Here is a 20,142-nt window from a genome sequence, read left to right as displayed (position 1 = left end):
GTGACCATGCGCCAGATCTCCGCCGGGGCCGGCTACGCCAACGGTGCCCTGAAGACCTACTTCGCGGACAAGGCGGACCTGCTGGAGGCCACCTGCACCCACGTCTTCGAGCGCACCAACGAGAGGGCGGAGCGCGCAGCCGCGGGGCTGTCCGGACTCGGCGCGCTGGTGGCGTTCTGCCGCAAGGTCATGCCCCTGGACGAGGCCAGCGTGGTCATGGCGTTCTGGCAGGGAGCAGCCCACGACCCCGCCCGCGCCGCGCGCAACAACCGCTACATGCGCCGAGGGCGGGCAGGTCACGTACCCTACTGGGATGCGCTCGCCCCGCCCGCTTCCCGCCCGCCCCGACGACCACGACGACGGGCCACCGCCCGAGAGCCGCTACCAGCACCTGGACGACCAGGCCGTGCGCGCGTCCGCGGCCGCCCTGCAGCGCAGGATCTACTACCGCTTCCCCCAGCGCAGCCTGTGGGAGGTCTGCGGTGAGCTGATCGCCCTGGTGGACGAGGTCACCGAGGGTGGTGGCATCAGCCGGCGCCGGATCCGCACCGCCCGCGCCCTGTCCCGGCTGGGCGTCCTGGTGGTGCTGCTCGTCTTCGGCACCGCCATCACCCTGGCGGCGCTGAGCATCTGGGCGGACCCGGACGCCCTCGGCCCGGTGGACTGGCTACCCCTGCTGGAGACGGTGGTCAACGACCTCGTCTTCGCGGGCATCGCCATCTTCTTCCTGCTCGCGGTGCCGCAACGCTTGGAGCGCGCCCACGTGCTGCGCGTGGTGCACCGGTTGCGCTCGCTCGCCCACGTGATCGACATGCACCAGCTCGTGAAGGTCCCGGAGCGCCTGCCCGCCGCCAGGGTCTACACCGAGGACGCGCGGGAGGACGAACTGGCACTGACGCGCGCACAGATGACCCAGTACCTGGACTACTGCACGGAGATGCTCTCGCTCGTGGGCAAGACCGCCGCACTGTTCGCAGAGGACACCACGGACGCAGACGTGCTGGACGCCGTGGAGGGCATCGAGGCCCTCACGTCGGACATGGCGCGGAAGGTATGGCAGAAGATCGCGATCATCCAGGAGCAGGGCGGCTGACCACCCACCGCGGGGGTGCCCGCCCCGCCGTGAAGACCCGTAGAGCCGGGAGCACCGCACAGGCCATGAGGCCCGCGACCGAGGAGCAGACCCCGAAGCCCGGGACGCACGCCAGCAGCACCATCAGACCGATGGCGGGTGCCCCCTCTCCGATGCCCGCGGCCACGAGCACGGGACGCCCGAATCGACGCAGCGGGCCGCGGGTCAGCGCAAGGCCCAGGGGAAGGACGAGCACGAGGGCGATCACCGTGGCCAGCGCCGTGAGGCCCAGGTGCTGCCAGCAGGCGGCGAGGAACTGCTCGGGGCGCCGGTCCAGAAACCCTCCCACGGGTCTGCCCCCTCTCTGCTCGACACACCCAGACCCGTCGACCAGGGCTCGGCCGAGTGGTCAGGGTCGATTGGCCGCCCGAGGGGCGACGTGATGATTGGCCCATCACAAGGTGGCTTTTTGTTGACGTGCATCCATGTTTTTGTCCGGATATACTTGCGACAGTAACTATTTCTTAGGTAATATGTTGAGTATTCCGGCGGCCTCCTGGGCCGTCCCCCGACAAGGAAGTGGTTCCCGTGTCCCTGCTCATCCAGCGCCCCGATCCCCGCAGCCTGCGCCGCCGCCCGGCGGACGACCTGCTCTCCGACGGCACCACCATGGGTGCCGTGGAGCTGCTCGTGAAGGACCTGGACGGGATGATCGCCTACTACTCCACCGGCGTGACCCTGGACGTGCTGCAGCACTCCGGGGAGACCGCCGTATTGGGCCACGACGGCCGCGTGGTCGTGCGCCTGCGCCGCGTCACGGACCTGCCGTCCTGGCGCCCGAACCAGGCGGGCCTGTTCCACACCGCCGTGCTCTTCGACGACGACGACGCCCTGGCCCGCGCGCTGGCCTCGATGGCCCGTTTCGCACCGGGCACCTTCACGGGCTCCGCGGACCACCTCTACAGCCAGGCGTTCTATTTCACGGATCCCGAGGGCAACGGCGTGGAGCTCTACGCGGACCGCCCCCGTGAGACGTGGCAGCGCGAGGCGAACGGCCTGCTCAGCCTGGCCTCCAACTATCTGGACCCGAACGAGTTCTTGCGCACGAATCTGCCCCTGGAGGTGCCACAGCCGACCACGGCACCGGCCTCCACGCTGGGTCACGTCCACCTGCAGGTGGGCGACATTTCCACCGGGCGCGAGTTCTACGTGGACACGCTCGGCTTCGAGGTGATGAGCGACGCCGGGTCCGCCCTGTTCATCTCCGCCGGCGGCTACCACCACCACATCGCTTTGAACACGTGGAACAGCGCGGGCGCCGGTCCGCGCGCCGCGTCCCTGGGCCTGGGCCAGGTCAACATCGACCTCCCCACCGGCGAGGACATCGCCGCGCTGGAGGAGCGCCTCACGGACCACCGCGTGGCCACCCGCCACGACGGCGCCGTGCTGCGCTTCGAGGACCCCTGGCGCACTCTCATCCAGGTCGCGCAGGCCCCCGAGCCGGGCGTCGCCTGACACTGCCCGCCCCGTAATGTCGGCTTGCTACAGTCGCCAGGGAAAAGGCCCCGACCGGCCACCACACCACCGCAGGAGGTTCCCATGAGCCAGCACGCACCCACCACCGCACGGATCGCCGGGATCGAGCAGGAGATCTTCCGGCTGAACCTGGGCGGGAACACGTTCGGGTGGACGAGCGACGAGCAGCAGTCCTTCGACGTCCTGGACACCTTCGTGGCCGCGGGCGGAAACTTCGTGGACACCGCCGACATGTACTCCGTGTGGGCCGAGGGCCACGAGGGCGGGGAGTCCGAGACGGTTCTGGGGCGCTGGTTCGCGGCGCGCGGCAACCGTGACTCCGTGGTGCTCGCGACCAAGACCGGTGCGCACCCGCGGTTTCGCGGCCTGGCCCACGACACCGTGGTGGCTTCTCTCGAGGCGTCCCTCGATCGGTTGCAGACCGGCTACGTGGACCTCTACTACGCACACTATGACGACGCGGACACGCCCATCGAGCAGCAAGTGGAAACCTTTCACGAGCTCGTGGACTCCGGGCGCGTGCACGCGGTAGGGCTGTCCAACTACTCGCCGCAGCGCATGCGCGAGTTCTTCACGGTGGCCCGCGAGCGCGGCTTGGCGGTGCCCGCGGCCATCCAGCCGCAGTACAACCTGGTGCACCGCCGCGATTTCGAGCGGGACTACGCCGCGATCGCCCGGGAGTACGACGCTGCCGTGTTCCCCTACTTCGCCCTGGCCTCCGGCTTCCTCACGGGCAAGTACCGCACCACCGATGACCTCGAAGGAGCGGCCCGCGAGCAGATGGCCCGGGAGTACGTCTCCCCCGAGGGTTTCGCGGTTGTGGAGGAACTGGTCTCCGTGGCGGACAGGCACCGCGCCGAGCCGGCCACCGTGGCCCTCGCATGGCTGCTCGCCAAGGGCGTCACCGCACCCATTGCTTCCGCATCCTCCGCCGCGCAGCTGTCCTCGCTGGTGGCGGCGCCCGCACTGCACCTGGGCGCGGACGACATCGCCGCACTGGACCGGGTGTCGCAGCCCTTCGCGTGAGGGGACGCTGGGTGCACGCAGCAGACGCCGCGCGGCGGCGTCATGATCGTGTCGCTAATAGCGGAACCGGCGGGGACACCCTTGCCAGGGAAAGTGCCGCGGTGCCACAGTGGAACCGCGACCCAAGAGAAAGGATTCTCGACAATGGCTGAACTATCCGGCAAGAAGATTCTCGTTCTGGTGACCAACCAGGGCGTGGAGCAGGACGAGTTGAAGGTGCCCCTGGAGAAGTTGCGGGCCGACGGGGCGGAGGTCACGGTGGCCGCCCCCGAGACCGGCGAGGTGAAGTCCCTCGTGGGCGACTGGGACCGGGGGGAGACCTTCCCCGTGGACCAGACCATCTCCAGCGTCAACGAGTCCGAGTACGACCTGCTGCTGCTGCCCGGCGGCACGCTCAATGCGGACGCCCTGCGCCTGAACGAGGACGCGCAGGAGATCGCGAAGTCCTTCGCGTCCTCCGGCCGCCCAGTGGCCGCCTTGTGCCACGGCCCGTGGCTGCTCGTGGAGACCGGCGTGGTGGACGGCAAGACCCTCACGTCCTACGCGTCGCTGAAGACCGACATCACCAATGCCGGCGGCAACTGGGTGGACCAGGAGGTCAAGGTGTGCCCCGCCAACGAGTGGACCCTGATCACCTCCCGCGACCCCGGTGACCTTGAGGCCTTCGTGGGTGCGATCAAGGAGCAGTTGAGCATCTGACCCCGTCTTTGCACCGACGCACAGTGGGCCCCGCCGGATCCGGCGGGGCCCACTGCGTCGTCGGGGGTCGTGTGCGGTGGACCGCTGTCCGTGCGGGTGGCGGCGGGCCAGCGAGGGTGCTGCGGATGAGGGCGTCGGCGGGTGCGCACAACTTCTGTGCTGCACCACGCACGTCAGAACCCCGATTTCGCGTCTTATCGCAGCACAGATGTTCCCCGAAATGGGCGGGCTCGGCGCCCGTTAGCGGCCCAGCACCTCCCGCAGCGCACCCAGGATCAGCGTGACCGACTCCGGGGCGGCGTTCGGACCCATGAGCCCGATGCGCCACACCGTGTTCGTGTACTCCTTCACACCGGCGCCGATCTCGATGTCGTACTTCTCGAGCAGTTCCCTGCGCACCGCGGCCGAGTCCACGCCCTCTGGCACCTTGACCGTGGTCAGTTCCGGCAAGCGGTGTCCCTGCGCCGCGAACAGTTCCAGGCCCATGGCCTCCAAACCGTCCTGCAGCGCGCGGCCGGCGGCCTCGTGACGCTCGCGAACGGCGTCGAGCCCCTCGTCGAGGACACGGCGCAGACCCGCCTCGAGGGATGCGACCATCGCCACGGGCGCGGTGTGGTGGTAGGTGCGGCTGGAACCGGAGGCCTCCCCCACGTAACCGCCCAGCATGCCGAGGTCCAGGTACCACGAGCGCGGCTTCTCGACCCGGCGCTCCCACGCGCGCTCGGACACCGTGAACGGCGCGAGCCCCGGAGCCACACCCAGGCATTTCTGGGTCCCGGCGTAGCCGATGTCGATGCCCCACTCGTCCGCCTTGAGCTCGATGCCGCCGATCGAGGTCACGGCGTCCACGAGCAGCAGTGCGTCACCCTTGATCCGGCCCAGGGCGGCGATGTCCGAGCGCACGCCCGTGGAAGTCTCCGCGTGCACCGCCGCGATGATCTTGGGCGAGGGGTGGGCCGCGGCGACCTTCTCCGCGTCCACGGCTTCGCCGAAGGGAAAGTCCACGCGGATCACGTCCGCGCCGCACCGGCAGGCGACGTCGCACATGCGCTCCCCGAACAGACCGTTGACCGCGATCACCACGGGGTCTCCGGGGTTCACGAAGTTCACGAACGCCGCTTCCATCCCGGCCGAACCGGTCGCGGAGAGCGGAAGCGTACGGCGGTTCTCGGTGCCCCACACCGCGCGCAGACCGTCGCATGCACTGTCCATGATCTCCAGGAACTGCGGATCGAGGTGGCCCAGCAGCGGCCGGGCCAGCGCCTCGGTGGCTTCCGGATACGGGTTGGTGGGGCCGGGTCCGAAGAGGTGACGGATGAGGATCTGGCTCATGACTGGGTCTCCTTACTGGCACCGCCGCGGCGGACCGGGGTTCGCCCGCGGAACGTGCGGGCCCATCGGACGTGTTCCGGGTTACGTCCAGCGTAGGCCCAGGGCCCCGGGCCGCGCGATTCACCACCCGGTGGGTATCACACGACGACGCCGCTCGGGTTCCGTCGTACGTTACCCGGCGGCACACTTCAGTTCCCGCTGGGTGCCACCGGGCGGCGTGGCAGGAAGATGGCGGCCAGGACGATCGCGATCACGATCAACGCACCGATGCACAGGGTCGCCCCGCCCCAGCCCGCGCTCGTGAACGCGATGCCGGCGGCGTACCCCAGCGCGGAGGAGCCGCCGTAGTAGAAGAGTGTGTAGAGGGAGGACGCCTGGGCCCGCCCCTCGGTGGCCATGGCGGGAACCCATCCGTTGGCCACGGAGTGCGCCGCGAAGAATCCGGCGGTGAACACCAACAATCCCGCCACGATCACCGGCAGCCACGGGAGGACCGTGAGCAGCAGACCGCCCAGCATGATCAGGGCCGCGGTGATCAACACGGGGCGGCGGCCGAAGCGATCGGCGAGGCTTCCCGCCCGCGCGGAGGACCATGTCCCGGAGAGATAGGCCAGAAACAGCAGGGACACCACGCTCTGGGGCACGTTGAACGGTTCATCCCCCAGGTGGAAACCGATGTAGTTGTACACCGCCACGAAACCACCCATGAGCAGGAATCCCTGCAGGTAGAGCGTCACCAGGCGCGCGTCCTTGAGGTTGACCCACAGGTGCGCGATCAGCCCCTGCTCCCCCGTGAGCCGCACGGGCTGGGGCGTGAAACCACGCTGGCGCGGGATCAACAGGATGAAGGTCACGGCCGCGGCGGCGGCGATCAGCGCGACGACGCTCGTCCCCACGCGCCAGCCGAAGAAGTCCGCGAGCGGGGCGGCCACGATGCGCCCGGAGAGCCCGCCCAGACTCGTCCCGGAGATGTAGGTCCCGGCCGCCACGGCCCCATAGCGCGGATTGACCTCCTCTGCGAGGTACGCCATGGCCACCGCGGGGATCCCGCCCAGGGCCACGCCCTCCAGGAACCGCAGGCCCACGAGGGATTCGAACGTGGGCATGACGTTGATGAGCACGCCCAGGACGGCGGCGCAGCTGATCGCGGCGACCATGGCGCAGCGTCGTCCCCAGCGGTCCGAGACGAGCGACCACGGGATCACCCCCACGGCGAGACCCAGCGTGGCGGTGGAGACGGCGAGCGCGGCCTGGGCGGCGTCGATGTCGAGGTCCTGGGCCATGATGAGCAGCACGCCCTGCACGGAGTAGAGCTGGGCGAACGTGGCCACGCCCGCGCACAGCAGTGCCACGAGAATGCGCCGATAGCCCGAGCTCCCCTTGTCGTAGCCCTCCCACACCCTGCGTGACGATCCCATACCCGGGTGCACCTCCTGCTGCGACTGTCCTGCCCGGGCAGCTGCGTCTTCCCGGGCCCGGCCGTACCATGCGTGCACGACCTCGGCCAGGGTACGCCCGGTGCGCGCCCGGGCCCGGGCCGCTCCCGCGCGAGGTTTCCGTGCGGCGTCGTGCGGGAGTCACGCGGAAGCGGCGGCACCGCGCCCGGACACGACGACGCCCGCGTCCTCCCTCGGGAGGACGCGGGCGAACGGTCATTCTGGCGCGGGGCACACCGCTCCGCGGGGTGTCAGGAGCCGGCGACGGTGGAGGCGAGCCGCTCGAGGGACTCCTCCAGAACCTTCTCGCCGAAGAGCGGGAAGCTGATCTTCTTCGTCACCTTGGGGTTGGCGTGCTCCCACGAGTAGGTGAGGGTCACGGTGGTGGAGTCCGAGCCCTCGGGCTGCAGCTCGTACACCCATTCCCAGCCGTTGTCCTCCACGGAGGTGCCCTCGGGGCAGGGCTTCCACGCGATGAGCTTGTTGGGGTCCAGACCGGTGACGTGGTTCTCCGTCTTGTAGTCCCCGCCCATCATCTCGGCGTGCATGTTCATCACGAAGACGTCGCCGACGTTCTGGATGCGCTGGTCCGTGCCAGAGATGACGGTCCCGGAGGCGTCCAGGCTGGGGTGTTTGGCGGGCAGTGTCAAGATCTCGAAGATCTCCTCCGCCGGGGCGTCGATGAGACGGCTGACGGTGATGGACTTCTCACTCATGGCATACCTCCTGATTGACGATGCTGATGGTTTCTACGTTAGCCACGGGAGAGGGAGGCCCTTCAAGCGTTTTTGCGATGGGCGAAGCGGGCGCGCGCCACTCCGATTCCTCCCGCGGCAGTGAGAGCGTCCGCAGGTGATGCGCGAACCCGAGCTCCGCACGTCCTTCGAGCCGCCCCGACGTCACCGCACGGATCCGGTCCGTGGCCTCGACCCGTGCGCCCACTCGGTGCAGTGCAGCCAGCAGGGCTTCGTCCTCGCTGCACGCCAGGGGTGGGAAACCGCCCGTGTGCTCGTAGAACGAGGCGCGCACACCCATGTTCGCCGCGTGGATGTGCGGGTGGCTCTCTACGAGCGTGTGTTCGCGCTGCCACAGCTCGTACACGTGCGGCGGACACTCCGTCGGGTCCGGTTCCACGGTCCCGAGAATCGCATCCACACCGGCGCCCGCGCGCTGCACCTGGTAGCGCAGCCAGTTCTCGGGCACCACCGTGTCCGCGTCCGTGGAGGCGATCCACTCCGGGTCCGACGCCGCGAGCGCCTGCCGGGCTGCTGCGGCGCGCGCTCCCCCGGCGCTGTGCCATTGCCCCGAAACGATCTCCAGTCGGGCTCGGCCACCGTCCCGGTTCGGCACCGCCCACGCCTGGCGCGCGCGCTCCACCGTCCGGTCCGTGCAGCCGTCCGCGGCGAGCACGACCGTGACCTCGACGTCGCCCGTCCCCACACCGCGCGGCGCCCCCCACAAGGGCGGCATGGCATCGATTCGGGACGTGCCGGGAGCGGGCCCGGCGACGTCGTCGGCGGATGCCCACTCGGACCGTGCGAACGACGGATCATGACCCAGCCCCGCGATCGCACCGGCGACCGACTCGAGGCACCGGCCCACGCGGTCCTCTTCGTTGCACGCCGGGATGATCACGGCGATCCGGCGGATCACGTGTTCTCCGCGGGAACGGGCGCGAAGACCTCGATCACGAAATCGGTTTCGCGGTGGCTCAGCACCCCGTGCAGCCCGGGAGTGCGCCGAGCCTCTCGGTGGACGTCCGCGCCGTCGAGCGGCCAGTCCGCGATCGGGTGCCGCCAGTGGCACAGCACGAGGTGCCCGCCGTCCGCGAGCGCCGCCACGCAACGCCGCAACAGCTCGCGCCATTGCTCGGGCGAGCAGAAGTACCCCATTTCGCTCACCACGATCAGCTCTCGCGGGGACCAGTCCTCGTCCCAATCGCGCGGCAGCACGGCGCTGACGAGTTCCACGTTCGGCACGCCCTTCCGTTCGAGCCGGGTGCGGGCGGCGCTCAGGGCGACGTCGCTCGCGTCCACCGCGGTCACGGAACGCGCGCGCCGGGCCAGTTCCACCGTGAGGGCGCCCGTGGAGCACCCCAGATCCAGGACGCTGCCGTAATGCTCCCGCGGCAGGCACGCGAGTAGCACGTCCCGTTTGCGCCGCTCGTACCACGAGGTGTCCACGGCCCAGGGGTCCGCGCTCGCGGTGTGCACACGGTCGAACACGGTCCGCTGATCGGGCGTGCCGAGCACGAAAAACTCGACCGAACGATCGAAGTGTTCGAGCACGTGGGGGCCTAGGAGCACCTCGTCCCCCCGCCGGTCGGACAGCGGCTGCACCTGGGTCACGTGGTGGGCCAGGGCGGAGCGCTTGGCAGCGCGAGCGGCGTCGTCCAGTGGGACCCGCACGAGCCCGCGCGGCAGGCGCGTGGGGGAACCCCAGTGCCAGAACCACACGGGGTACTGCAGGCAGCGCACCCCCCGCGCCCCGGCGGCCGCGACGACCGTGCGGGCCAGGACCTCGTGGTCGGTGTGCCCGTCCTCCTCCCACGTGACGATCACCAACGGCTGCTCCCCCTGCTCGAGCCATTCGAGATGACGGGCCACCGGCTCGGACAGTTCATCCTCGGTCAGGCCGCCGTCGGTCAGGGCGAGGTACTCCGGCGGGGTGTCCGTGCTGGTCAGGGTGTGCACCGCGGCGGCGAGCTCTTCGTGGCGCAATGCGGCCAATCGTTCGGGCGTGTGGGTCGGTGAATCCGGGTGGGAGTTCTCCCCCAGGGTCGCCACGACCACCCGCACATCCGCTCCCGCGTCCGCGAGCCGGTGCATGGTGCCGCCGGCCCCCAGGGTCTCGTCGTCCGGGTGGGCCGCGAACACGACGACCCGGTCCACGCCGGTCAAGTCCACCTCGGGGGCGCGGTGCAGAGCGCCGCAGCGGGCCCAGTCGGCCTCGGGCGTGCCCGGATCACGGTGGTCGAAGCTCACCACGGGGTCTCCTCCGACCCATCCTGGACCAGCTCCAGCAGGGTGCGTCCGAGGGCGGCGGTGTCCCGCTCGGCGTGGTCCTGGCGGATGTAGACCTGCAGGGACTCGACCCGCCGCACGTGTGCGGGGTCCCCCGTGAGCGGACCGGGCCCGGTGGCGCGGGAGACCACGCGGATCACGGTGTCGGCGGCGTCGGCCACCGTGCGGCGCACGCGCAACGCCCATGCGGCGCCGTGCTCACCCGTGGCCTCGCCGCGGTCCACCGCCGCGGCCGCACGGTCCAGGACGGCCTGAGCCGCGCCGAGCGTGAGGTCGAGCTGCCCGAGGGCGGTGCGAGCGACGTCGTCGACGGGGCGTGCGGGGCGCACGAGTTTGCACCACAGCAGATCCGCGACGGACTGTGCGCCGCCGAGCCACACGGCCGCCACGCCCATCCCGCCCCACGCGAAGCCCGGGCGGGTCAGGTACCACTCGTCCGCGCCGAGCGGTTGCGCCGGAACGCCCTCGAAACGGACGGGTACCGTGACGACCTCGGCGAGACCGCGGGACGTCCACCCCGCGGCGGCCTCGGGCCGGAATCCCGGGTGGTCCGTGGCCACGACGAATGCCCGACGGTGTCCCGTGGGTTCCCCGACCTCGTCGGTGACGTGCGCGGTCACGACGGCGCGTGAGACGGAACCCGCGAGCGAGCACCAGGGCTTGGTCCCGGTCAGGGTCCAGTGCGGACCGTCGGCGGCGTCGTCATCGGCCGAGTGCGCAGCGGACGACGGCGTGGCCAGCAACGGCTCGCCCGACCCCTCCGCGGCCCACACGCCCCACGTGTCGCGGTCGGTGATCAGGTCGGTGCGGCCCGCCTGGCGCAGGATGGCCAGGGCATCCAGGTGGGGTTCGATGATCCTCGCGTACGCGAGGTCCATGCGGCCCAGTGCGCTCAGCTCGCGCCACAGTTCACGCGTGGCGCCCTCCCCCGGGGCGGGCAGGTCGCGTCCGAGTACGCGCGCCTGGTCCAGTGCGTGATCGACGAAGCGTTGCACGGCCCGGGGATCGGCCGGAGCCGCGGCGGGGACGGGAAGTTCTGGGTGCTCGGACACCCCATCAGCCTACGTGTCGGGGCGGACACCCACCCCACCTTTTCAGCGGTAGGCCACCTACCATGAGGGGAGTCGATCGAAGGGGACAAGGCATGTTCACGGTGGATCCCGCCGCTTCCACACCGGTGTACGAACAGCTCGTGGAATGCGTCCTGCGGGACGTCTCCTCCGGGGAACTCATGGTGGGTGACCGCATCCCACCGGTGCGCGCGCTCGCGTCCGAGCTGGGGCTGTCCGCGGGCACCGTGGCCAAGGCCTACCGGGAGATGGAGACCCACGGCGTGATCGAGACACGCGGGCGCAAGGGCACGTTCATCGCGCAGGGCCGGGACGACCGCGACGCCGCCGCGGCACGCGCCGCCGCCCGGTACCTCGACGAGGTGGCCGGGCAGCTGCACTACTCCCCCGAGGAGTGCATGGCGCTCGTGCAGCACGCGCTGCGCGCCCGTTCGGAGGGGTGACAGCGGCGTCGTCGTCCATGCCTCGGACGACGACGCCGCCAACCTCACTTCTCGGCCTTGCGCCCCCCGTGCCGGACCACCAGTGCCAGCAAGAACGCGGCAAGGCAGAACACCGCGAGCAGGGTGAGCCCCACGAAGTAGGAGTTGCTCTCGGGGTCGTAGGTGGCACCCATGACCAGGGGCGGGAAGTAGCCGCCCAGACCGCCGGCCGCGGCGATGATCCCCCCCACGGTGCCCACGTTCTTGGCGGGGGTCGCCCGACCCACCCAGCCGAACACACCACCGGTGCCGAGGCCCAGGAACAGGGCCATGAGCAGGAACAGCGGACCGTAGACGTGTTCACCGCTGGGTTGGAGGGCCACGAGCATCGCGAGCACGATCGTGCCGCCGAACGAGAGCAGGGTGATGATCTTGGGACCGAAGCGGTCCGCGAGGGTACCGCCCACGGGGCGTGCGATCACGGCGGCGAGCGCAAAGCCCGCGGTGCGCGTGCCGGCCGCGGTGGGATCGTACGAGTACACGTTGGCCAGGTACGTGGGCAGGTAGTTGGAGAAGGCCACGAACGCACCGAAGACCACCGCGTAGAGGAAGCACAGCTGCCAGGTGACCTTGAGCTTGAACGCGGCCTTGAGCTTGGGCATGGCCGGTTCCGCCACGACCCCGGCGCGGGCGGGCGAGTCGCGCAGCAGCAACCAGCACAGCAGGGCGCTCACGGCCACGATGACGGCCACGATCACGTGGGTCATGAAGTACCCGGTCGCGGCGACCAGGCGCGGGGTGAAGAACGCGGAGACCGCGGTACCCACCATGCCCGCACCGAACACGCCCGTGGCGAAGCCCTTGCGGTGGGACTCGTACCACGCGGAACAGAACGGGATACCGATCGCGAACACGGTGCCCGCGATCCCCAGGAAGAACGCCACGACCACCAGCAGCGGGAAGTTGTTGAGCTGACCCACCACACCCGTGAGCAGCACGAGCGGTGCGGTGATCCCCAGGATCACGGTGAACATGAGCCGCCCGCCAAACTTGTCGGTGAGCGCACCCACGGGAACCCGGGCGATCGAGCCCACGAAGATTGGCATGGCCACGAGGATCGCGGTCTGCCCGGGACTCAGGTGCATGTCGTTCGCGTAGCGCTTGGACAGGGGCCCCACGATGGTCCACGCCCAGAAACCCACGGTGGACGCCAACGTGGCCAGGATGAGGTTCCTGAACTGGCCCTGTTTCAGGTTCGGTGCGGCCTCAGCGGCGGGGACGGCGGACATGACTCTCCTCAGGGGTGGGGCGGGGAAGGGGCCGGGTTATTTGACGCGCGTGGAACCGGAGCGTTCGCGCGGGGGCCGCGTGCGGCGTCGTGAACTGGCGCGGTCCTGGGTGCCGATGGGCTCCCAACCGCGGCGGTAGTTCACGGAACCGGCACGCGGGGCGTTACCCCGCGAGCGGTAGACGATGTACGGGCGGAAGAGGTAGTGCAGCGGCGCCGTGAAGGCGTGGACCAGGCGGGTGAACGGCCACACCGCGAACAGGGCCATGCCCCACAGCACGTGCACGTGGAAGCTCGTGGAGGCGGCGGCCATGGCCCCCACGTCCGGTTGCAGGATCCACAGGGACCGGAACCACGGCGACACCGTTTCGCGGTAGTCCACGGTGGCCGGGTCGAACACGGACAGCACCGTGGTGGCCAGACCGGCCAGGATCGCGCCGAGCAGCATCACGTACATGAACTTGTCGTTGGCCGTGGTGGCCATGAACACGGGCCCGGTCCGGCGGCGGCGCACGATGAGCATCACGATGCCCACGAGCGTTCCCACACCGGCGACCGAACCGATGGACAGCGCCAGGAAGTGGTAGGCGTGCTGGGACAGACCCGCCGCCTCCGTCCACGACTTGGGGATCACGAGCCCCATGATGTGCCCCACGAGCACGGCCAGGATGCCGAAGTGGAACAGCGGCGAGGCGATGCGCAGCAACCGGGACTCGTAGAGCTGGGACGAGCGCGTGGTCCACCCGAACTGGTCGTACTTGTACCGCCAGATCAGCCCTCCCACGAGGGTCAGCATGACCACGTACGGCAGGATCCCCCACAAGAGGGTGTCGATCACGTTCACTGGTTTCCTCCGGTCATGGGCAGCAGGCGGGGGTCGTAGGCGTCCAGGCCCACGGCCTCGGTGGGCGGTCCGTAACCGGCCATCCGGGCCACGGCTGACTCGTCCTCGGGCGACGGCCCGGGAAGCGTGGAGCACACGAGTTCCACGGCGCACGCCTGGGGCAGGTCGTCTCGGATCAACGCCAGGCGCAACAGTTCCAGGGACGGGCGGTAGCGCTGCAACAGCTCGAAACCGTCCTCGCCGGAGACCCGCGCGGCGAATTCGAGCACCACGGGCAAGTGGTCCGGCAGTTCCTCGTCCCCGAACTCGCACCCGTGCGCGCGGTAGACCTGTTTGAACGCGGACAGGGCCTCGCCGCGACGGCGCGTGTCACCGTCCGTCCAATAGGTCAGGTGCAGGCTGTGGCGCCGGGACAGGTCGAACTCCTGGACGTAGTCGCCCTGGATCTCCCGCAGGTCCGATTCCCGCAGCCACCGGATCAGGGGTGCCACCTGTTCGGGGTCCACGCCCACCTCGGTCAGCGCCCGTTCCACGAGGGGCAGCTGCTCGATCACCTCGGGGCGCGGGTAGCTCAGCAGCAGGGCCGCCGATTGGCGGATCACCGCGGAACGCTGCGGGTTGCGGTCCCGGTACCCGGGCACCTCCACGGTCCCCTTCCCGGCCCTGCCCAGAAGGCTCGACAGCAGCCCCATCACCGGCCCCCGCTCGCCCCGGCGGTGCCCTGGTCCGGTCGCGAACCCGGGTTGTCGGAGGTCGCCGCGAGCGACGCCCCATCTCGCTCCGGTTGCGCCGGGAACAGTCCCGCGGGGGTCCCGTTGCCGTCCCAGTTGAGCAGGTTCACGCGACCGGCCAACTGGTCGTTGCCCGTGGGGTCCTCGCCCGTCTGCCGTGCCCGCAAGGCTGCGAAGTTCTCGACGGCGACCGGCATGGGTCGGCCGGAGGCCTCACCGAACACGCCGGTCTGGCCCATGCCCGGGCCGCCGTCCACGTCCAGGGAACACCCGATCTCCTCGAGGTTGTGGGCGTCCTCCACGTGGGCGGCGGGGATCACGTAGCGCTCGTCGTACTTGGCGATCGCCATGAGCCGGTACATCTGGCGGATCTCGGAACCCGTCATCCCCACGGCCTGGGCGATCGACTCGTCCGGTTCGTCCCCGAGCGTGACGTTGCGCATGTAGGCGCGCATCGCGGCGAGCTTGCGCAGCACGTGGGTGACCAGCTCGGTGTCCCCCGCGGTGAACAGTTCCGCGAGGTACTCCACCGGGATCCGCAGGGACTCGATGGCGCCGAACAGGTTGTCCGGGTCCTCGCCGTCGTGGCCCTGTTCCTTGAGCAGGTCCACGATGGGCGACAGCGGCGGGACGTACCAGACCATGGGCATGGTGCGGTACTCGGGGTGCAGCGGCAGGGCCACGCGAAGGGTCTTGGCGAGTGCGTACACAGGCGACTTGCGGGCCGCCTCGAGCCAGTCCTCGGGAATCCCGTCCCGGCGAGCGGCGTCGATCACCTCGGGGTCGCTGGGGTCCAGCATGAGGTCCAATTGGGCCTCGTAGAGGTCCTGCTCGTTGGGCGTCGCGGCCGCCTGGGTGACCTTGTCGGCGTCGTACAGGAAGATGCCGATGTAGCGCATGCGCCCTACGCACGTCTCCGCGCACACCGTGGGGATGCCCACCTCGATGCGGGGGTAGCAGAACGTGCACTTCTCGGCCTTGCCGGACTTGTGGTTGTAGTAGATCTTCTTGTACGGGCACCCGGTCACGCACTGGCGCCACCCGCGGCACCGGTCCTGGTCCACGAGCACGATCCCGTCCTCGGACCGTTTGTAGATGGCGCCGGACGGGCACGAGGCCATGCAGGACGGGTTGAGGCAGTGCTCGCACAACCGCGGCAGGTAGAACATGAACGTCTGTTCGAACTCGAACTTGATCCGGTCGTTCGCCTCGTCCCGCAGCTTCTGCACCACGGGGTCCAGGTGACCCATCTCGGTGGCGCCACCGAGATCGTCGTCCCAGTTGGCGGACCACTCGATCTTGGTGTCCTCACCCGTGATGAGGGACTTGGGCCGGGCCACGGGGAAGTCGTCACTCGCGGGGGCGTTGACCAGGTTCTCGTAGTCGTAGGTCCACGGCTCGTAGTAGTCCGCGAGTTCCGGCTGCACCGGGGACGCGAACAACTGCGCGAGCTTCTTGAGCCGGCCACCGGACTTGAGCTTGAGGTTGCCGCGCCGGTTCAGTTCCCAGCCGCCCTTCCACCGCTCCTGGTCCTCGTAGCGGCGCGGGTAGCCCTGACCGGGGCGGGTCTCCACGTTGTTGAACCACACGTACTCGGTGCCCGCCCGGTTGGTCCACGCCTGCTTGCACGTGACCGAACAGGTGTGACAACCGATGCACTTGTCCAGGGTCATCACCATGGCAACTTGGGACATCACACGCATCAGTACTCGACCTCCTGGGAACGCTTGCGGACCACGGACACGATGTCCCGTTGGTTTCCGGTGGGCCCCATGTAGTTGAAGGCCCAGGACAGGTGGGCGTAGCCACCGATCATGTGGGTGGGTTTGACCAGGATGCGCGTGACGGAGTTGTGGATCCCGCCACGCTTGCCCGTGGTCTCGGACTTGGGGACGTCGATCGTGCGCTCCTGTGCGTGGTGGACGTACACCACGCCCTCCGGCATGCGGTGGGAGACCACCGCACGGCCCACGAACACGCCGTTGGTGTTGACGCACTCGACCCAGTCGTTGTCCTTGACCTCGATCGCGCGGGCGTCCTGTGGGGCCATCCACACAGTGGTGCCACCGCGGGAGAGGGACAACATGAACAGGTTGTCCTGGTACTCGGAGTGGATGGACCACTTGTTGTGCGGGGTCAGGTAGCGCACCGCGATCGACAGTTCGCCCTTCTCCCCGAGCTGTGGTTCGCCGAAGAGCCGGTGCATGTCCAGCGGAGGCCGGTAGATGGGCAGCATCTCCCCCATGTCCTTGAGCCAGTCGTGGTCCAGGAAGAAGTGCATGCGCCCGGTCAGGGTGTGGAACGGCTTGAGGCGTTCGATGTTCACCGTGAACGGCGCGTACCTGCGGCCACCGGTCTCGGAACCGGACCACTCGGGGGACGTGATCACGGGCACGGGGGCCTGCTGGGTCTCCGTGAAGGTGATCACCTTCTCCTCCGAGCCCCGGGAGAGGTCCGCGAGCGGTTTGCCCACGCGCTTCTCGAGGGTCTCGAAGCCCTGGGTCGCGAGCGCACCGTTGGTGGTCCCGGACAGGCTCAGGATGGCCTCTGCCATCCGGGCGTCCGAGTCCAACGCGGGGCGGCCTTCGGCCGGGCCGGAGTCGAACACGCCGTGCTGACGGCCCAGCCGGTCCACGACCCCGGTGACGTCGAACGTGACGTTCTTGGTGGTCAGCCCGAGCTTGTCCGCGAGCGGGCCGAGCGCCACGAACTTGTCCCCGATGGCCGTGTAGTCACGCTCCACAATCTTCAGTTGGGGCAAGTTCTTGCCCGGCACGGCGGGAACATCCGTGCCCTTCCACTCGGGCACGCGTCCGCCGGGTTGGGCGATCTCCCCCGGGGTGTCGTGCTGCAGCGCGGTGGCCACCACGTCCTTGCGGGTGTCCAGGTGCCCGGCCGAGAGCCTGCCGACCTCGTCCGCGAGCAACTGGAACAGCTTCCAGTCCGTCTTGGCCTCCCACGGCGGGTTGATCGCCGGGGTGAACGCGTGCACGTAGGGGTGCATGTCCGTGGAGGAGAGGTCGAACTTCTCGTACCACGTGGCCGCGGGGAACACGACGTCGCTCAGCAGCGTGGAGGACGTCATGCGGAAGTCCGCGGAAACCAACAGGTCGAGCTTCCCCTCGGGTGCTTCGTCACGCCAGCGCACGTCGTGCGGCGTGGACTCCGCGTGGTCCTGCCCCTGCACGCTATTGCTGGTCCCGAGCAGGTGCTTGAGGAAGTACTCCTCGCCCTTCGCAGAGGAACCGAACAGGTTGGAGCGCCACAGGACGAGGGTGCGCGGCCAGTTCTCGGGGGCGTCCGGGTCCTCGACCGCGAAGTTCAGCTCGCCGTTCTTGAGCTTGGCCGCGATCCATTCGGGTTCCGACGCCGCTTCGCCGCGTTCCACACCCGCGATCGCCGCGTCCGCGACGTCCAGCGAGTTCTCGTGGAACTGCGGGTAGAACGGCATCCACCCGAGCCGCGTGGACTGGGCCACGACGTCCGCGGTGTGCATGCCTCTCAGGTGACCCTCCGCGAGCGGCGACTGCAAGGAGTCGGAGGAGTACCCGTCCGAGCGCCACTGGTCCGTGTGCATGTACCAGAACGCGGTGCCGATCATGAACCGCGGGGGACGCATCCAGTCGTTCGCGGACGCCATGGCCGCCCACCCGGTGATGGGGCGGGCCTTCTCCTGACCCACGTAGTGGGCCCACCCGCCGCCGTTGCGTCCCTGGCACCCGCACAGCATGAGCATGGCCAGGATGGCCCGGTACGTGGTGTCACCGTGGTACCACTGGCAGATGCCCGCGCCCAGGATGATCATGGAGCGTCCGCGGGACTTCTCCGCGTTCGCAGCGAACTCGCGTGCCGTGCGGATCACGGCCTCCGCGGGGACGGACGTGACCTCCTCCTGCCACGCGGGGGTGTAGGGGGTCCGGGCGTCGTCGTAGCCGGCGGACCACTCACCCGGTAGGCCCTCGCGACCCACGCCGTACTGCGCGAGCATGATGTCGAAGACCGTGGTCACCGTGCGCCCGGCCACCGTGGTGGTGGGTACGCCGCGGCGGATCGTGGAACCGGCCCCCGTGGGGTCGGTGAACGCGGGCAGATCGAGGTGGGTGACACCGCCGTCGTACCCGGCCGAATCCGCGATCGACAGTGCGGGCAGGGTGTCCCCCAGGTCCAGGTTCCACTTGCCCTCGTCCTGGTCGTTGTAGCGGAAGCCCATGGAGCCCTGCGGGATCACGGCCTTGTGCGTGTGCCGATCCAGCAGGACGGTCTTGAACGCGGGATCGGCCTGCCCCGCGGCGGCGGGATCACCCGCTGCCGCGAGATCCTCCGCGGTGACGAACTTGTCCGGGACCACCGTGCCGTCCGCGCGCTCGTCGAGCGAGATGAGGAACGGGAGGTCCGTGTACTGCAGCACGTACTCCTCGAAGAACCGCACGCGACGGTCCACGAAGTTCTCCTTGAGGATCACGTGACCCATGCCCATGGCGAGCGCGGCGTCCGTGCCGGCCTGTGCGGGCAACCACTCGTCCGCGAACTTGGTGTTGTCCGCGTAGTCCGGGCTCACCGAGACCACCTTGGTCCCGCGGTAGCGCACTTCCGCGAGCCAGTGCGCGTCCGGGGTGCGGGTCACGGGGATGTTGGAACCCCACATCATGAGGTAGGTGGCATCCCACCAGTCCCCGGACTCGGGGACGTCCGTCTGGTCGCCGAAGACCTGTGGCGAGGCCACGGGCAGATCGGCGTACCAGTCGTAGAAGCTGTTCATGACCCCACCGATGAGGTTGATGAACCGCGCACCCGCCGCGTGGGACACCATGGACATCGCGGGGATCGGCGAGAACCCCGTGCACCGGTCCGGGCCGTAGGTCTTGATGGTGTGCACGTGCGCGGCCGCGGTCATCTCCACGGCCTCCTGCCAGCTCGCGCGTACCAACCCGCCCTTGCCGCGGGCCTGTTGGAACTCACGACGCTTGACGGGGTCGTTGACGATCGACTCCCATGCGAGCACCGGATCGTGGTGGAGCTGCTTGGCCTCGCGGTACATCTGCAACAGCACGCCCCGGATGTACGGGTAGCGCACGCGGGTGGGCGAGTAGGTGTACCACGAGAACGCCGCACCGCGCGGGCACCCGCGGGGCTCGTACTCGGGGCGGTCCGGACCCACGGAGGGGTAGTCCGTCTCCTGCGCCTCCCACGTGATGATGCCGTCCTTGACGTACACCTTCCACGAGCACGACCCCGTGCAGTTCACACCGTGGGTGGAGCGCACCACCTTGTCGTGGCTCCAGCGGTTGCGGTAGAAGGCGTCACCCGCGCGACCACCCTCACGGAAGACGGCGCGGCCGTCCGGCGTCTCCTCCCAGCGGGAGAAGAAACGTCCCATTTTCAACAGCGCATCTGATGCCGGTCCGTCGATCCCGGCGGGGGTCTCGGTGGTTGCCATACCGGCATGCTAGGTCGATTTGGTATCGAAAATGCGTATTTTGTTCGGCGTGGCTCGAACATTGCGGTGAACCCGTGTGACGTGCGGGAATACGGCATATTTAGCTGGACTAATAAGCCTGGGTGCTGCCGCTGGTTCCCGAGGTTTTCAGGAGCGGTCTCGCGGTTCGCCGTCCCGGTCCCGACGGCGGCCGCACAGACGCCCCCCCCCCCCCCCCCCCCCCCCC

18 protein-coding genes are annotated in these 20,142 nt (G+C 69.3%); 6 read left to right on the top strand and 12 right to left on the bottom strand.

What is annotated here, in order from left to right:
- The first annotated feature begins 6 nt into the window (after positions 1 to 6).
- Positions 7 to 486 (top strand): hypothetical protein, encoded by a 480-nt coding sequence (locus IE157_RS12975; protein WP_318281457.1) that lies wholly within the window; start codon positions 7 to 9, stop codon positions 484 to 486.
- Positions 407 to 1,093 (top strand): hypothetical protein, encoded by a 687-nt coding sequence (locus IE157_RS11300; protein WP_318281456.1) that lies wholly within the window; start codon positions 407 to 409, stop codon positions 1,091 to 1,093. Before IE157_RS12975 ends, IE157_RS11300 begins: the two co-directional genes overlap by 80 nt.
- Here the strand turns inward: IE157_RS11300 and IE157_RS11295 are convergent.
- Positions 1,071 to 1,421 (bottom strand): hypothetical protein, encoded by a 351-nt coding sequence (locus IE157_RS11295; RefSeq protein ID WP_064847443.1) that lies wholly within the window; start codon positions 1,419 to 1,421, stop codon positions 1,071 to 1,073. The two genes, IE157_RS11300 and IE157_RS11295, sit on opposite strands and share 23 nt — an antisense overlap.
- 230 nt (positions 1,422 to 1,651) lie before the next feature.
- On the opposite strand from IE157_RS11295, the gene IE157_RS11290 reads away from it, so the two are divergent.
- The 3 genes from IE157_RS11290 to IE157_RS11280 all read left to right on the top strand — a co-directional run bounded on the left by IE157_RS11290 (position 1,652) and on the right by IE157_RS11280 (position 4,333).
- Positions 1,652 to 2,587 (top strand): VOC family protein, encoded by a 936-nt coding sequence (locus tag IE157_RS11290; RefSeq protein ID WP_082943484.1) that lies wholly within the window; start codon positions 1,652 to 1,654, stop codon positions 2,585 to 2,587.
- Between the two features lie 84 nt (positions 2,588 to 2,671).
- The gene (locus IE157_RS11285) at positions 2,672 to 3,634 is read left to right on the top strand and encodes an aldo/keto reductase (RefSeq protein ID WP_098053601.1); all 963 of its coding nucleotides are present in this window, start codon (positions 2,672 to 2,674) and stop codon (positions 3,632 to 3,634) included.
- Between the two features lie 144 nt (positions 3,635 to 3,778).
- Entirely contained in the window at positions 3,779 to 4,333 is a 555-nt protein-coding gene (locus tag IE157_RS11280; protein ID WP_064847441.1) for a type 1 glutamine amidotransferase domain-containing protein, read from the top strand.
- 240 nt (positions 4,334 to 4,573) lie between these two features.
- Here the strand turns inward: IE157_RS11280 and IE157_RS11275 are convergent, their stop codons facing one another.
- The 6 genes from IE157_RS11275 to IE157_RS11250 form a co-directional block, all read right to left on the bottom strand.
- Positions 4,574 to 5,665 carry a pyridoxal-phosphate-dependent aminotransferase family protein gene (locus IE157_RS11275; RefSeq protein WP_193520015.1) on the bottom strand — a complete coding sequence of 364 codons (1,092 nt, stop codon included), beginning with the start codon at positions 5,663 to 5,665 and terminating at the stop codon, positions 4,574 to 4,576.
- 188 nt (positions 5,666 to 5,853) lie between these two features.
- Positions 5,854 to 7,083 (bottom strand): MFS transporter, encoded by a 1,230-nt coding sequence (locus IE157_RS11270; protein WP_193520014.1) that lies wholly within the window; start codon positions 7,081 to 7,083, stop codon positions 5,854 to 5,856.
- A 269-nt stretch (positions 7,084 to 7,352) separates the two neighbouring features.
- Complete coding sequence (locus IE157_RS11265; protein WP_064847396.1) at positions 7,353 to 7,817, bottom strand: SRPBCC domain-containing protein; 465 nt, start codon at positions 7,815 to 7,817, stop codon at positions 7,353 to 7,355.
- Positions 7,810 to 8,754 carry a glycosyltransferase gene (locus IE157_RS11260; RefSeq protein WP_098053604.1) on the bottom strand — a complete coding sequence of 315 codons (945 nt, stop codon included), beginning with the start codon at positions 8,752 to 8,754 and terminating at the stop codon, positions 7,810 to 7,812. The genes IE157_RS11265 and IE157_RS11260 overlap by 8 nt, the downstream gene beginning before the upstream one ends.
- Entirely contained in the window at positions 8,751 to 10,085 is a 1,335-nt protein-coding gene (locus tag IE157_RS11255; RefSeq protein ID WP_318281455.1) for a bifunctional PIG-L family deacetylase/class I SAM-dependent methyltransferase, read from the bottom strand. Before IE157_RS11255 ends, IE157_RS11260 begins: the two co-directional genes overlap by 4 nt.
- A complete protein-coding gene (locus IE157_RS11250) occupies positions 10,082 to 11,176 on the bottom strand; it encodes an acyl-CoA dehydrogenase family protein (protein WP_318281454.1) in 1,095 nt (364 codons plus the stop codon). Before IE157_RS11250 ends, IE157_RS11255 begins: the two co-directional genes overlap by 4 nt.
- A gap of 92 nt (positions 11,177 to 11,268) precedes the next feature.
- On the opposite strand from IE157_RS11250, the gene IE157_RS11245 reads away from it, so the two are divergent.
- Entirely contained in the window at positions 11,269 to 11,637 is a 369-nt protein-coding gene (locus IE157_RS11245) for a GntR family transcriptional regulator (RefSeq protein WP_068468289.1), read from the top strand.
- A 44-nt stretch (positions 11,638 to 11,681) separates the two neighbouring features.
- Here the strand turns inward: IE157_RS11245 and IE157_RS11240 are convergent, their stop codons facing one another.
- The 5 genes from IE157_RS11240 to IE157_RS11220 are packed head-to-tail and all read right to left on the bottom strand — an operon-like array spanning position 11,682 to position 19,916.
- Positions 11,682 to 12,905 carry an MFS transporter gene (locus IE157_RS11240; protein WP_193520012.1) on the bottom strand — a complete coding sequence of 408 codons (1,224 nt, stop codon included), beginning with the start codon at positions 12,903 to 12,905 and terminating at the stop codon, positions 11,682 to 11,684.
- A gap of 36 nt (positions 12,906 to 12,941) precedes the next feature.
- Positions 12,942 to 13,748 carry a respiratory nitrate reductase subunit gamma gene (narI, locus tag IE157_RS11235; RefSeq protein WP_035964865.1) on the bottom strand — a complete coding sequence of 269 codons (807 nt, stop codon included), beginning with the start codon at positions 13,746 to 13,748 and terminating at the stop codon, positions 12,942 to 12,944.
- Positions 13,745 to 14,440: a nitrate reductase molybdenum cofactor assembly chaperone gene (gene narJ / locus IE157_RS11230; protein WP_193520011.1), complete on the bottom strand. Its 696-nt coding sequence runs from the start codon at positions 14,438 to 14,440 to the stop codon at positions 13,745 to 13,747. The genes narI and narJ overlap by 4 nt, the downstream gene beginning before the upstream one ends.
- Entirely contained in the window at positions 14,440 to 16,182 is a 1,743-nt protein-coding gene (narH, locus tag IE157_RS11225) for a nitrate reductase subunit beta (RefSeq protein ID WP_064845566.1), read from the bottom strand. The genes narJ and narH overlap by 1 nt, the downstream gene beginning before the upstream one ends.
- A complete protein-coding gene (locus IE157_RS11220; RefSeq protein ID WP_064845567.1) occupies positions 16,182 to 19,916 on the bottom strand; it encodes a nitrate reductase subunit alpha in 3,735 nt (1,244 codons plus the stop codon). Before IE157_RS11220 ends, narH begins: the two co-directional genes overlap by 1 nt.
- Between the last annotated feature and the right edge of the window lie 226 nt (positions 19,917 to 20,142).

Source organism: Kocuria marina, from assembly GCA_014652975.1.
GTDB classification, from domain to species: domain Bacteria; phylum Actinomycetota; class Actinomycetes; order Actinomycetales; family Micrococcaceae; genus Kocuria; species Kocuria marina.
Note: the sequence above shows the minus strand (reverse complement) of the source record. Positions and strands in the feature narration are given on the sequence as shown.